The 13,464-nt window shown below is 74.1% G+C and carries 11 protein-coding genes; 3 read left to right on the plus strand and 8 right to left on the minus strand.

Annotated features, from left to right (window positions below; translation table 11 throughout):
- Position 1 precedes the first annotated feature (1 nt).
- The 5 genes from ABD234_RS18275 to ABD234_RS18295 form a co-directional block, all read right to left on the minus strand.
- A complete protein-coding gene (locus ABD234_RS18275; protein WP_084148651.1) occupies positions 2 to 889 on the minus strand; it encodes an ABC transporter ATP-binding protein in 888 nt (295 codons plus the stop codon).
- 123 nt (positions 890 to 1,012) lie between these two features.
- Positions 1,013 to 1,501: a GNAT family N-acetyltransferase gene (locus tag ABD234_RS18280; RefSeq protein WP_051487120.1), complete on the minus strand. Its 489-nt coding sequence runs from the start codon at positions 1,499 to 1,501 to the stop codon at positions 1,013 to 1,015.
- Positions 1,498 to 2,781 carry a uracil-xanthine permease family protein gene (locus ABD234_RS18285; RefSeq protein WP_038374204.1) on the minus strand — a complete coding sequence of 428 codons (1,284 nt, stop codon included), beginning with the start codon at positions 2,779 to 2,781 and terminating at the stop codon, positions 1,498 to 1,500. The genes ABD234_RS18280 and ABD234_RS18285 overlap by 4 nt, the downstream gene beginning before the upstream one ends.
- Before the next feature lie 126 nt (positions 2,782 to 2,907).
- Complete coding sequence (locus tag ABD234_RS18290) at positions 2,908 to 4,641, minus strand: DUF7937 domain-containing protein (RefSeq protein WP_038374202.1); 1,734 nt, start codon at positions 4,639 to 4,641, stop codon at positions 2,908 to 2,910.
- Between the two features lie 101 nt (positions 4,642 to 4,742).
- A complete protein-coding gene (locus ABD234_RS18295; RefSeq protein ID WP_038374201.1) occupies positions 4,743 to 5,243 on the minus strand; it encodes a flavin reductase family protein in 501 nt (166 codons plus the stop codon).
- Positions 5,244 to 5,274: 31 nt separating this feature from the next.
- Here ABD234_RS18295 and argS point away from each other — a divergent pair, with 31 nt between their 5' ends.
- Positions 5,275 to 7,038 carry an arginine--tRNA ligase gene (gene argS / locus ABD234_RS18300; protein ID WP_038374199.1) on the plus strand — a complete coding sequence of 588 codons (1,764 nt, stop codon included), beginning with the start codon at positions 5,275 to 5,277 and terminating at the stop codon, positions 7,036 to 7,038.
- A 297-nt stretch (positions 7,039 to 7,335) separates the two neighbouring features.
- Here argS and ABD234_RS18305 read toward each other — a convergent pair whose 3' ends face one another.
- Both ABD234_RS18305 and ABD234_RS18310 read right to left on the minus strand, forming a co-directional pair.
- Positions 7,336 to 8,430 (minus strand): hypothetical protein, encoded by a 1,095-nt coding sequence (locus ABD234_RS18305; RefSeq protein WP_051487119.1) that lies wholly within the window; start codon positions 8,428 to 8,430, stop codon positions 7,336 to 7,338.
- Between the two features lie 324 nt (positions 8,431 to 8,754).
- Positions 8,755 to 9,648, minus strand: coding sequence for an alpha/beta hydrolase (locus ABD234_RS18310; RefSeq protein WP_038374198.1), 894 nt, complete (start codon positions 9,646 to 9,648; stop codon positions 8,755 to 8,757).
- Between the two features lie 79 nt (positions 9,649 to 9,727).
- Here ABD234_RS18310 and mtnN point away from each other — a divergent pair, with 79 nt between their 5' ends.
- On the plus strand, positions 9,728 to 10,468 hold the full coding sequence (gene mtnN, locus ABD234_RS18315; protein WP_038374196.1) for a 5'-methylthioadenosine/S-adenosylhomocysteine nucleosidase: 741 nt from the start codon (positions 9,728 to 9,730) through the stop codon (positions 10,466 to 10,468).
- 76 nt (positions 10,469 to 10,544) lie between these two features.
- On the opposite strand, the gene ABD234_RS18320 is transcribed toward mtnN, so the two are convergent.
- Positions 10,545 to 11,483: a phosphoglycerate dehydrogenase gene (locus ABD234_RS18320; protein WP_038374195.1), complete on the minus strand. Its 939-nt coding sequence runs from the start codon at positions 11,481 to 11,483 to the stop codon at positions 10,545 to 10,547.
- 65 nt (positions 11,484 to 11,548) lie between these two features.
- On the opposite strand from ABD234_RS18320, the gene ABD234_RS18325 reads away from it, so the two are divergent.
- Complete coding sequence (locus ABD234_RS18325; RefSeq protein ID WP_051487118.1) at positions 11,549 to 13,315, plus strand: alpha/beta hydrolase; 1,767 nt, start codon at positions 11,549 to 11,551, stop codon at positions 13,313 to 13,315.
- Positions 13,316 to 13,464: the final 149 nt, after the last annotated feature.

Here is a 13,464-nt window from a genome sequence, read left to right on the forward strand (position 1 = left end):
GTCAGCGTGCGGCGGATGCCGCGGGGGTCGCGGCCGGAGCCGCGGAGGTCGCGAGGGCTGCGACGGATTCGGCGGGCGGAGCCGTGCGGGTCGTGCGGCGCCCCATCGCCTCGATGCGCAGGCGCCCGCTGACAGGGTCCTGCACGACGTCGATGGGCAGCTCGTACACCTCGCTGAGGTGCTGCGAGGTGAGCACCTCGTGGACCGACCCGGCGGCGTGCACGCGGCCGGCGCGCAGCAGAACCACCTGATCGGCGATCCGCGCGGCATGGTCCAGGTCGTGCAGGACGATGCCGATGGCCGTGCCGTGGTCCTCGGCGAGGCCGCGCACGAGGTCGAGGGTCTCGATCTGGTAGCGCAGGTCCAGGTGGTTGGTGGGCTCGTCCAGCAGCACGATCCCGGTGTCCTGGGCGAGGCACGAGGCGAGCCACACGCGCTGCATCTCGCCGCCGGACAGCTCGGACACCCCGCGAGCGGCGAAGCCGGATATCCCCGTCAGCTCCATCGCGCGGTCGATGGCGGCGCGGTCGGCGTCTCCGAGGCCTGCGAAGCGGCGACGGTGCGGGTGGCGGCCGAAGGCCACGACCTCCCGCACCGACAGGCCCTGCGGGCAGGTGCGCGACTGGGAGAACAGGGTCAGCGCGGTGGCGAGCTCCTTGGCGCTCAGCAGCGCGGTGCTGCGCTGCCCCTCCTCGCCCTCCATCCGCACCTCGCCGCCGGTCAGCGGGTGCAGGCGCGCGAGGGTCCGCAGCACCGTGGACTTCCCGCTGCCGTTGGGGCCCAGCAGGGCGGTCACGGCGCCCGGACGCAGGGACAGCGAGACGCCGTGCACCACGGGGGCTCGCCCGTAGCGCAGGTCCAGGTCCTCGCCGATCAGTGATGTCGTCACGGGGCGAGCTTAGCCTCGCCTCACCGAATAACGGAACCGGGTGCGCGCGTTATGGGACGGAGGGCGCGGTGCTCCGCGCGGACGGGCACCCGGGCACGCTCCTCGGGCCTCGGGCCGCAGGCCTCAGACCTCGGACGGCGGGGGCGGTCCCAGCTCGAGCACGAGCTCGTGCCCCTCGCGCCCCACGACCGTGAAGCCGCAGCCCTCGTACAGCCGCCGGGCCGCGGTGTTCGTCTCGACCACGTGCAGCCGCACGGCGGTCCCCGCCCGGTGCACGCGCGCCCAGCCGATGCAGGCGTCGATCAGGGCCCGCCCGGCGCCGGCTCCGCGGGCCTGCGGGTCCACCCAGACGGAGATGATCTCGGCGGGAGCGTCCTCGGCATCTCCCGGGAGGATCCGCGCCATGCCGATCGCGGCGCCGTCGATCCTTGCCAGGAAGCATCGGCCCGGGGAGGCGAGGACGCCGCGCCAGTACTCCTCCCCGTCCCGCGCCAGTACCTGCGCGTAGGTCGAGCCGAAGGCCTCGGGATCGGTCTGCAGGGCTCGCAGGCGCAGCGCGCGCCAGGTGCCGTGCTGCTCGGGCCCCGCGGGGGCGACCTCTGCCGCGCTCATGCGCCCTGCAGCGGGCTGGGCCGCGCATCGGTGCCGGTCAGGCGACCCACCTGCGACATGCCGTGGTAGATCGCGAGCGCCGCCACGGTGCCCAGCGCGATGCCCGTGAAGGAGAAGCCGCCCAGCTGCCAGTGCAGATCCGCGATGGCGATGACCAGCGCGACGCCGGCGGTGAGCTGGTTCTTGGGGCGGGAGAAGTCGACCCCGCCGTCGACCCACATGCGGAAGCCGACGATCGCGATCAGCCCGTACAGCACGAAGGTCACCCCGCCGAGCACGCCCGGCGGGATGGTGTTGATGAGCTCGCCGATCTTCGGGGACATCGCCAGGCCGATGGCGACGATGCCGGCCACCCAGTAGGCGGCGGTCGAGTAGACGCGGGTGGCGCTCATGACGCCGATGTTCTCGCCGTAGGTCGTCGTCGGCGAGCCGCCGAAGGTCGCCGAGAGCGCCGTGGCCAGGCCGTCGGCCGTGAGCGTGCGGCCGATCATGTGGTCGAGGTTCTTCCCGGTCATGGTGCCGACGCTGGTCACGTGGCCGACGTTCTCGGCCAGCAGCACGACGATCACGGGCAGGAAGATCGGGATCAGGCCGATGTCGAAGCTGGGCGCATGGAACTCGGGCAGGCCGATCCACGGGGCGTCGGCCACCTTCTGGAAGCTCACCTCTCCGCGCGCGACCGCGATGAGGTACCCGACGACCACGCCGACGAGCACGCTGATGCGGCCCAGCATGCCCCGGAACAGGGCCGTGCAGGCGATGATCGCGATGAGGGTGAGGGTCGCGGTGACCGGCGCCTTCGAGAAGTTGTTCTGGTAGGTCGTCGGCACGAGGTTCAGGCCGATGAGCGCGACGATCGACCCCATCACCACCGGCGGCATCAGTCGGCCGATCCACCCGGTCCCGACCTTCTGCACCAGCAGGCCCAGCGCCGCCAGCAGCAGGCCGGTCACCAGCACTCCGCCGAGCGCGGCGCCCATCGAGTCGGCCTGGGTGGCGGCGGTGATGGGGGCGATGAACGCGAAGGAGGAGCCCAGGTAGCTGGGGACCCGGTTGCGGGTGATCACCAGGAACAGCAGCGTGCCGATGCCGCTGAACAGCAGCGTGGTCGAGGTCGGGAAGCCGGTCAGCAGCGGCACCAGGAAGGTGGCGCCGAACATGGCGATCACGTGCTGCGCACCGATGCCGATGGTGCGCGGCCAGGTCAGGCGCTCGCCCGGGGCGACGATCGCATCGGCGGCGACGGTGCGTCCGTCTCCGTGCAGGCTCCAGCGGAACATGTCTCTCCCAGGGGGTCGGCGCGCCGTGAGGTCGGCGCGGCGGGTCGGCGCGCGTCGCGGCGACGCGCGGCGGGTCGGCGGGGCGGGGCGGGGCGGGGCGGGGCCGGGCGGGGTGGGGGGGCGGGGTCAGCGCCCGGCGGGGAAGGTCTTCTTGCGGGCGCGCTCGGCGGCGATGTCCGGCACACGGGAGAGCAGCGTGTAGCGGCCGGTGTCGCGCAGGCGGAAGTCCTCGAACATGCGGGCCAGGTCCGGGGCGCCGAACTCGTCGCGCACCGGGGCGGGCACCGTGAGCATGAGCGCGGCGGCGATCCCGATGGCCAGCGCCACGCCGCCGCTGGCCAGGCCCGCGCCGGCGCCCGATGCCAGCGAGTTCACGATGACGTCGAGGAAGCCGACGACCACCAGCACGATCGCGGCGACCACGGCGCTCGCCCGCGCCTGGTCGGCGGGGCGCTCCAGCAGGGCGCGGCGCGCGAAGACGGACACGACCACGAAGCAGGCGGCGATGACGGCATCCATGAGATGCAGCACCGGACCGCCCATGCCCTGCCCGCCCAGCGCGGCGATCGCGGCCAGCACGTTCCAGACGGCCGCGGCGACGTGCATGATCGCGCTGAACTCGAAGGCCCGCACCGCGTAGACGATCCAGTCCACGCGCCGGAACGAGATCGGCATCGTGCGGACGAAGGAGCGGGAGATCATCACCGCGAAGGCGCAGAACAGGAACGGCAGGTACACGAAGCCGGTGGCCACGGACTCCGGCCCGGCGAAGCTGAGGCGCAGCGTGTTGTCGGCGATCGCCCCCAGCACCATCCCCGCCACCGCGGCGGCGGAGAACACGAACCAGGAGCGTTCGCGCCGCACCGCCGAGCCGATCACGATGGTCAGCAGCAGGGCGGAGACGAGGGCGTCGGCCAGCTCCAGCAGCGAGAACGCCCAGCCGGTCGTGAACACCCGGCCCACCAGCATCACCAGGGCCAGGACGAACCCGGCCGCGGCGGCGCCGCCGATGCCCAGCAGCAGCCCCCGGGCCCGGCCGCGCGCCGTCTCCGCCGGCAGGTAGCCCTCGTGGGCGCGGGGCTCGATGCCCACGATCACGCCGACCAGCAGCAGCGAGACGCCGACGCCGATCCCGACGGGCGGGCCCTCCGGCAGCGGGGCGAACAGCACGGGCAGGGAGGTGACCAGGTCGGCGACCATCGCCCCGAGGGCCACCAGCAGCGCGGGGACCAGCCCCGCCACCCGGATGGTGCGGATCAGCCGCAGGCGCGGGGTCTGCGGGATCCAGCGCAGCAGGTGCACGGCGATCAGCGCCGCGAGGGCGAGGCCCACCGCGGAGCGGCCGGCCACGTCCAGCACCGCGAAGCGGCCCAGGGTGAACACCGTCGTCAGCGCGGAGACGAGGCAGACCAGCGCCACGATGTCCCGCAGGGCGTCGAACATGCCGAGGTCGGCGAAGCGGGGCGGCAGGGCCAGGGGCCGCGGCTGCTCCTCGTCGGCGGCGTTGGGGGTGCGGCCGCTGCGGGCGTAGCTCGCCGCCGCGGCCTGCGGATCGGCAACCGTCTCCAGGGCGCCGGTGTCCCCGGCGCGGCCGCGGCCGTCGTCGGGGCGGCGGCGCGCCGCATCGGCGGCATCGGGGCGGGAGCGCGGCGCTTCGCCGTCGGCGCCGCGGCGCTCGGCATCGGGTCGCGGCAGGGCGGGGGCGGTCTCCCGGGCCACCAGCGGCGCGGCGTAGCGCTCGAACTCCTCGCGCCCCGGAAGTCGATCCGTGGGCAGGGTGTGCGGGTCCGCCGGAGCGAACAGCCAGTCGGAGTCTCCTCCGCGCCGTTCGTCCTGCCCGCCCTGCCGCTCCTTCGCCATCGCCGGCTCCCCTCCGTTCCTGTGCTCCGCGTGCGCATATGCATGCCGAGTCTAGGAGCGACGGGCCTCCCTGCCCCGGGCGGCGCGCCGGACGGGACGGCTCACACCAGGGAGCGGGCCTGCCCGGCGAACCGGACGGCGGGGCGCCAGCCCTCGCCCTGGCCCATCTCGACCACCGGTCCCACGTGCAGCAGATGCGTCGCCGCCTCGTAGCGGTGCTCGACGCGCACGGCGAAATGCGCCAGCGCGCCGCGGATCACCGCGTCCCCATCGGCCGTGCGATCCACGGCGATGCCCTCGAGCATGCCCAGCACGGGGGCGCCGGGGGTGCCAAGGCGGTCGGCGATCGGGTGCTGCTCCTCGGCGAGGACGGAGAGGCAGAAGTGCTCGGCGTCCTCGACGGCCTCGCCGATGCGGGAGCCGGCGTACAGCGCCACCAGCATCGTCGGCGGGTCGTAGGAGACGTCGAGGTAGGAGTCGACGGTCGCGGCGACGTCGTGGCGGCCGGTGCGGGTGGTGACCACGGCGAGACCGGCGGCGACCAGATCGCTCAGCCGGCGGTACGCGTCGCCGTCCACAGGGCTGCCCACGGGAGTGCTCATGTCCTCCAGTATGGCGACTACGCTTGACCTCATGCCTGCACCCGAGATCGCCCTCACCGATCGGTTCCAGTCCGCCTTCGCCGCAGCCTTCGGCGAGGAGTACCGCGACGCGGATCCGATCATCCGTCCCTCGCAGTTCGCGGACTTCCAGTGCAATGCCGCCATGGGGCTGGCCAAGCGCCTGGGCCGCAAGCCGCGCGACATCGCCCAGGCGATCCTGGACGCCGTGGATCTCGAGGACATGGCCGAGACCCCGGAGATCGCCGGCCCCGGGTTCCTGAACATCCGCCTGCGCACCGACTGGGTCGCGGCGCAGGCGGCAGAGCTCGCGGCCGATGCCCGCCTCGGCATCCCCGCGCCCGCGCGGGCCGAGCGCGTCGTCGTGGACTACTCCGCGCCGAACGTCGCCAAGGAGATGCACGTCGGCCATCTGCGGACCACGGTCGTCGGCGACGCCCTCGTGCGCACGCTCGAGAAGCTGGGGCACACCGTGATCCGGCAGAACCACATCGGCGACTGGGGCACGCCCTTCGGCATGCTCATCGAGCATCTGCTCGAGGTGGGCGAGGACTCCGCCGAGGCCGGCCTGCTGGAGACCGACCCCAACGCCTTCTACCAGGCGGCGCGCGCGAAGTTCGACGCCGCGGAGGCCGAGGGCCCCGCCGCGGACGAGAGCGACTTCGCCTCCCGCGCCCGTGCCCGCGTGCGCACCCTGCAGTCCGGCGACGGCGACACCCTCGCGATCTGGACCCGCCTGGTGGACCTGTCCAAGCAGTACTTCCACCGCATCTACGACATGCTCGACGTGACCCTCACCGACGAGCACCTGGCCGGGGAGTCCAGCTACAACGCGGCCCTCGAGATCGTCTGCAAGGACCTCGAGGCCGATGGTCTGGCCCGGATCTCCGACGGCGCGCTGTGCGTCTTCCCGGAGGGCTTCACCGGCCGCGACGAGAAGCCGCTGCCGCTGATCATCCGCAAGACGGGAGGCGGCTACGGCTACGCGACCACCGACCTCGCGGCGCTCCGCCACCGGGTCGACGACCTGCGCGCGGACCGCATCGCCTACGTCATCGGCACCTCGCAGGAGCTCCACCTGGCGATGGTGTTCGAGGCGGCGCGCGAGGCCGGCTGGCTGACCGACGCCGTGGACGTGCGGCATGTGAAGATCGGCTCCGTCCTCGGCGAGGACGGGAAGATCCTGCGGACCCGCTCGGGCGCCTCCCTGCGGCTGATGGCCCTGCTCGAGGAGGCCGTGACCTCCGCGCGCGGCGTGATCGACGAGCTGCGCCCGGACCTGCCCGAGGACGAGCGGGCGCAGGTCGCCTGGCAGATCGGCATCGGCAGCGTGAAGTACGCGGACCTGTCGACCTCGCACGACACCGACTACACCTTCGACCTGGACCGCATGCTCGCGCTGACCGGCAACACCGCGCCGTACCTGCAGTACGCGGTGGCGCGGATCCGCTCGATCGGCCGCAAGGCGCAGGCCCAGGGCGTCCACCCGGCCGAGGTCCCGCACGTGGTCAACGACGCCGAGCGCGCCCTGGCCCTCCAGCTGCTGGACTTCGGGCCGGTCCTCGCCCAGGTCGGCGCGACCTACGAGCCGCACCGCCTGTGCGCGTACCTGTTCTCCCTGGCGCAGGCGTTCACCGCCTTCTACGACGCCTCCCCCATCCTCAAGGAGGACGACGAGGAGGTCCGCGCCGGTCGCCTCGCGCTGGCCCGCCTCACCGAGTCCGTCCTCGTCGAGGGCCTGGACGCCCTCGGGGTGCACGCTCCCCAGCAGATGTGACCCCGCCACGGCGCGGCGGCCGCCCCCGTCCGCCGCGCCCACGGGGCCGCCCCGCGGCGCCCCCGGCCCTGCGGCGAGTGCCGGTTCACGAGCCGAGAGAGCCCGTTTTTGGCTCGTGAACCGGCACTCGAGAAGGCCTTCGCGCCGGCGCCGCCCGGGGCAGTGCCTGCGGCGGAACCCCGACCCGGCGGGCGCGCCCGGCCCGGCGGCGGCACCCCGACCCGGCCGGCGCGCCCGGCCCGGTGGCCTCGCCCAGCCCGGCGGTGGCACCCCGACCCGGCGGCCGGGCTCCGTCCCTCAGGCCGACGGCTGCCGCGGAGCGGTGGCGAGGGACAGGTCGGCCTTCGGCAATGACGCGACGAACAGCCGGATCTGATGCTCGGAGGGGACGACGAGCCCCCGCTCCCCGAGCGTGCGTCGCAGGCGGAGCAGGATCCGCAGTGGATGCGCGAGGTCCTCGCCGGTGGACCGGGCGAGCACCCAGCCCAGGGCGGCGAGCTCGTCCCGGCGCGCCTCGTCCCGGCGCCACTGCTGCTTCGTGGTCCGATGCCCGTCGCCGTCGTACTCGAGGGCGGTCATGGCCGCCTCCCACGCGAGGTCCAGGTAGCGCCGCTGCCGCGTCTGCGGGTCGATGACCGGCAGGTTCGCATCGGGCGGAGGGAAGCCGGCGCCGACGACGAGCAGGCGCATGATCGACTCCCCCGGGGAGCGCACCATCTCGCGCGCATGGCCGAGCGCTCTGCGCAGCCGTGCGGCGCCGCGGAAGGACCCCCTTCGTTCCACGTACCCGGCGATGTCCGGCAGGCCTCCCCCTCCTCTCGCCCCGAGCGGACCGATGATCGCGTCGATCGCCGCGACGAGATCGCCCCACGGTAGATCCGCCGCGAGCTCGCACAGCAGCTCGGCAGGGGCGGACACCTCGATGCCGCCGATGGTCAGGGTCGGACGCTTCTCCATCCGATGGGTTCGGACGCCCGTCAGCGAGCGGGGCGCCTTCCCGTCGGAGGTGCGGACGTGGACCACGGGGAGCCGGGCTCCCGCCCGCAGCGAGGCGCCCGGGGTGAGGGAGGGGACGGGCACGGCCGTGCCGATGCGCCGGGGTGCGCCGACCCCGGCACGGAGGAGCCCGACGCCTCTCTCGTACCGCCAGGGCAGGGGGACGCCCAGCAGCACGGCAGCGGTCGCATGGCTCGCCACGCTGCCCGGCAGCACGACCGTCTGCACCGTGCGGACGATGCGGGTGAGCGGAGCGGGCCGGTCGGTGGGCGTGTGGAACCCGCTCAGGAGCGCGGTGAAGTCCGGTCCGGCGAGGTCACGGGAGTGGAAGCCGAGGTCCAGCCACTCCTGGCGGGACCTGAGCTCCCCGCCGTGCCGGTCGAGATCCAGGTGCATGCCGCGACGCTAGGCCGACGACGACCCGGGGCACACGGCCCCTGACCCCGCTGTGGACATCTCCGCGCGGGGAGGACCAGCGCGTGCCCCGCAGGGACCGACACCGGATCGTCCCGCCGCCCCGGGCCCGCACCCGCACCGCTCGCAGCCCGCAGCCCGCAGCCCGGTGACCAGTGCTCGAGTGCCGGAGGACCGGTGACCGACGCTCGAGTGCCGGGTGATCCGTGCTCGAGTGCCGGATCACGAGCCAAATCCGGCCGAATTCGGCTCGCCATCCGGCACTCGGCGGCGCCACGAGAGGGCGGCGGGCCGCCCGCCCCGGCGTCAGCGGGTCAGGGCGCGGCCGATGAAGGCGCTCTGCTCGCGGACCAGGCGGGCCATGTCCTCGCTGCGGCGCAGCCAGGGGATCATGCTGATGCGCCCGCCCACCTCGCGGTAGGCCACGGAGACGTCGAGCTCCTCGAGCTGCAGGCGCAGGATGCGGGTGTCGGTGAGGAAGATGTCCCGGGTCCCGGCGGAGAGGTGCACCGGCGGCAGCTCGTGCAGATCCGCGTTGATCGGCGAGAGGTCGGGGTCGTCCAGCGGCGCGCGGTCGGCGTAGGCGCGGGCGGCGGCGCGCAGCATGCGCCGCTCATGGACCGGGTCGACGGCTCCGGTCTCGGTCACGCCGGTGTTGGCGAGCTCGAGATCCGTCCACGGCGCCATCAGCACCAGGCCCGCCGGGAGCACGGAGGATCCCTGGGCGCGCAGGCGCCGCGCGATCGACAGCGCCAGGCCGCCGCCGGAGTTGTGGCCGGTCAGAACCCACGGGGCCTGGCCGAGGACGTCGCCGCCCAGGGCGGCGATCACCGCCTCCGCGTCGTCCAGGGCGACCGGGTGCACATGGTCGGGCGCGAAGCGGTAGTCGATGACCAGCGCGGCGCACTCGTGGGCGTCGGCCAGCTGGGAGACCCATTCCCAGTCCCCCGCGAAGGGGCCGGAGACGTAGGCGCCGCCGTGCAGATGGACGATGACCCCGCGGTCGGCCCGGTGGCGGTCCAGCCACACGGCCCGGGTGCGATCGATCATCTCCGGGTCCACGGCATGCCGCTTGAGGACCGCGCCGGGCGGCAGCGGGCGCCGTGCCTCGCGCAGCGAGGTGGTGTACACCCCCGACGGCATCGGCAGGCGGCGCACGGTGCGCGCACCGATCATCACGGCTTCGCGGATCCGACCCATATCCAGCTCCTCGACTCTCGACTGCCCACCCAGCCTATCGGTCCGACCCGGGGCACGCTGAGGACCTACTCTGGGGGCCATGAGTCCCCGCACCCACGCCGCCGACCCCGACCAGAGACCCGTCCTCGTCCTGGTCGCCATGCCGGAGGAGGCCGCCCCCGTCCTGGCGCTCCTCGAGGACGTCCAGGACGTGCCCGTCCCCTTCTCGCGCGGCGTCGCCGCGGCACGCGGCACGAGCGACGGCAGGCCGGTCCTGGTGGTCACCACCGGCATCGGGATGGCCGCGGCGAGCGCCGCTGCGACCTGGGCGATCCTCTCGGCCTCCCCGAGCCTGGTCGTCAACGGCGGCTCCTGCGGAGGGCTGGGGGCCGATGTCGAGCTGGGCTCGCTGGTGATCGGCGCCTCCTTCACCGGCTCCCTGGCCGATGCCACCGCCTTCGGGTACGCCCCCGGCCAGGTGCCCGGCGACCCGCCGCGCTATGCGGCCGACCCCGCTCTGGTGGCCGCGGCGCTGGAGGCCGCGCAGCGGACCGCCGGCGACACCCCCGTGCGCTCCGGGCTCATGCTCTCGGGCGATGCCTTCGTCACCGCCGACATCGCCGACCCGATGCGGGAGCGCTTCCCCGGGGCGCTCACCGCGGACATGGAGACCACGGCGATCGCCCGCACCGCCGACGTCCTCGGCGCGCCGTTCGTCGCGCTGCGCGCCGTGTCCGACCTGTGCGGTCCGGCGGCCGGCCAGCAGTTCCACCTGGAGCTGGACGTCGTGGCGGAGGCCTCGGCCCGGGCCGTGATCGAGCTCATCGCCTCCCGTCCCTGAGAGGAGCCCGCCCCCGGCTCACCGTCCGGCGAGCCCGCCCCCGGCTCACCGTCCGGCGAGCCGGCCCGGGCGGCTCTCAGCGGGCGGGGCTGATCAGCTCCTGCCCGGCGACGAAGGCCGCGAGGTTCCGGGCGATCCGCTCATCGGCCCCGACGGGACGGCCTCCGGCGCCGTGCGGGGTGATGATGAGGTTCGGCGCGTCCCACAGCGGATCCTCGGCGGGCAGCGGCTCGGGGCTGGTCACGTCCAGCCCGGCGCCGCCGATGCCGCCCGACTCGAGGGCCGCCTTCAGGGCGACCTGGTCGACGGTGTCCCCGCGGCCGACGTTGATCAGCAGCGCCCGATCCGGGAGCGCCGCGAGGACGTCCGCATCGACCGCGTGGCGGGTCTGCTCGGTCGCCGGGAGGATGTTGATGAGCACATCGGTCTCGCCCAGCTCCGCGCCGATGGCGGACTCGGCGATCACCGGGAAGCCGGCGCGCTCCCCCGCGCTGCGGGCCACGCCGCGCACCTCGGCGCCGAGGGCGGCGAGGATCGGCGCGAGGTGCTGGCCGATCTGGCCGAACCCCCACACGAGCACGCGCGCGCCGATCAGCGTGGTGACGCGCCCCTCGGGGTGCAGCTCCTGCACGCCGCCCAGCGCACGGTCCCAGGTGTGGCGGCGCTGGGCATCGGCCGCCTCCGGCAGGCGCCGCACCAGGGCCAGCAGGAGCGCGAGGGCGTGCTCGGAGACGGTCTTGGAGTGCAGCCCCGCACCGGTGGCGATGCGCACCTGGTCCCCGAACCCGGCGGCCTCGATCGCGTCGATGCCGGCGGAGAGGGACTGGATCAGGCGCAGGTCCTGCAGGTCGCGGGCGGCGGAGGCGAGGTGGCGTCGCGAGGGGCCCCAGACCACGAGGGCGGCGGCGTCATGATGCTCGGCGGGGATCTCGGCGCGGGCGTCGACGGTGACCGCCTCCCATCCCTCGGGGAGCTCGGGGGCCAGCGGCATGGTGTCCGGAAGGATGATCTTCATGGACGAAAGGCTACGCGGGCCCTGCTGACCGGTGCGGTCGCGCTCACGTCGGATAGCCTCGCAGCATGCGATCGCTCCTGCGCAGCGCGGCCGCCCACGCGGTCTCCATGGCCTCCGTCCTGACCCGCACCACCAGCCTGACCCGGTACAGCCGGCGTCACGAGGTCCGCCGCTCCCTGGACACCGGCGGCTTCCTCGGCGCGAGCGTGGCCAGCTGGATCGCGACGTCCCCCAGCCTGCTGCCGCGCACCTGGTGGATGTGGTCGGCGAACATCGGCCTGTCGCAGATGTACGGCTATGCCTCCGGCGTCGTCGCCGAGCGCGTGGCGGTGCGGATCGCCGAGGCCCTGGGCCTGCAGATCAGCATCGGCCCCGAGCATCACCGGCGGGCCCGCCTGATCGGGGCGGCGGCGCTGACGGGCATCACCGCCTACAGCTGGACGCGCGGCGTGCTGCGCCAGCGGGAGATCAGCATGCTGGTGCGCCGCGAGCCGAAGAACGTGCGCACCGCGGCGGTCGGCGCCGTCGGCGGCCTGACCCTCGCCCTGGGGGCGCTGGTGGCCGTGCGCGCCGCCCTCGGCACCGCCCGCATGTACCGGGCGATCCTCAGGCCGTACCTGCCGGCGCGGATCCTGGGCACGGCCTCGGCGGTGCTGGCTGCAGCGACCGTCGTGCTGCTGGCCGACCGGGTGATCCGCGGCGAGCTGCTGGAGAAGGCGATCGAGCACGGGGAGGCGGCCAACCGCCTGCTCTCCCCCGAGATCCGCCAGCCGCGCTCGGCGCTGCGCTCGGGCTCTCCCGCCTCGTTCGAGTCGTGGGAGTCGCTGGGCGCTCCGGGACGCAAGATCGTCGCCGGCGGCGCACGCCCTGAGGCGATCGCCGATGCCACGGGCGCCGAGGCGCTCGAGCCGATCCGCGTGTACGCGGGCAAGTCCTCCAGCCGCGGTCTGCCGGAGACGGTCCAGGCCGTGCTGGCGGAGCTGGACCGCACCGGCGCGTGGGACCGCGAGGTGCTGGTGCTGTTCACGGGGACGGGCACCGGCTGGCTGCAGGAATGGTCGCTCTCGGCGATCGAGTTCCTCACCGGCGGCAACTGTGCGACCGCGTCCCTGCAGTACTCGGTGTACACCAGCGCGCTGAGCTATGTGCTGGATCGTCGCAGCCCGCGGCTGGCGGGCCGCCTGCTGTTCCAGGCGGTGCGCGAGCGCCTGGACCGGATGGATCCGGCGGCGCGGCCGCGGCTGTACGTGGCCGGGGAGTCGCTGGGGTCGTACGGGGGCCATGCGGCGTTCCGCGACGCCGCGGAGATGCTGCGCAGCGTCGACGGCGCGGTGTGGACGGGCACTCCCGGCATCACGCCGATCTGGCGGGAGCTCACCGCCGCGCGCCGCGCCGGATCCCCGGCGATCGCCCCGGTGATCGATCACGGCCGCCACTTCCGCTTCGTGACGACCCCGTCCGAGCTCGAGCACAACTTCTACGGCGGTCTCTACGTGCCGTGGGAGTCGCCGCGCATCGTCTACGCCCAGCATGCCTCCGACCCGGTGGTGTGGTGGCAGCCCTCGCTGCTGTGGGAGGAGCCCGCGTGGCTGCGCGAGCGCGCCGGGCGGGACGTCACCCCCGCCATGCGCTGGGTCCCGTGGATCACGTTCTGGCAGGTCGCGGCCGATATGCCGCTGTCGATCACGATGCCCGGCGGGCACGGCCACGCCTATCACGAGGAGATGGTCCCGATCTGGGCCGGGGTCCTGGGCTGTGAGGGCGTGGACCATCAGCGGATCATCGCCGCCATCCGCGAGCACGTGGACCTCGGCACCGCCGGCCAGGGCTGATCGGACCGCCGGCCCCGGGGGCACGCTGCCGGCCCGTTCCAGGAATTGCAGGCGGACGTACCATTCTGCGTCGGCGGGTTCCAACGGTCAGCGCAACACCCCACGACATGGAGGTGTTTGATGAGGCCAGTACTGCTAGGACGGGCTCC

It is taken from the genome of Brachybacterium phenoliresistens, from assembly GCF_039530785.1.
Taxonomy (GTDB): Bacteria; Actinomycetota; Actinomycetes; order Actinomycetales; family Dermabacteraceae; genus Brachybacterium; species Brachybacterium phenoliresistens.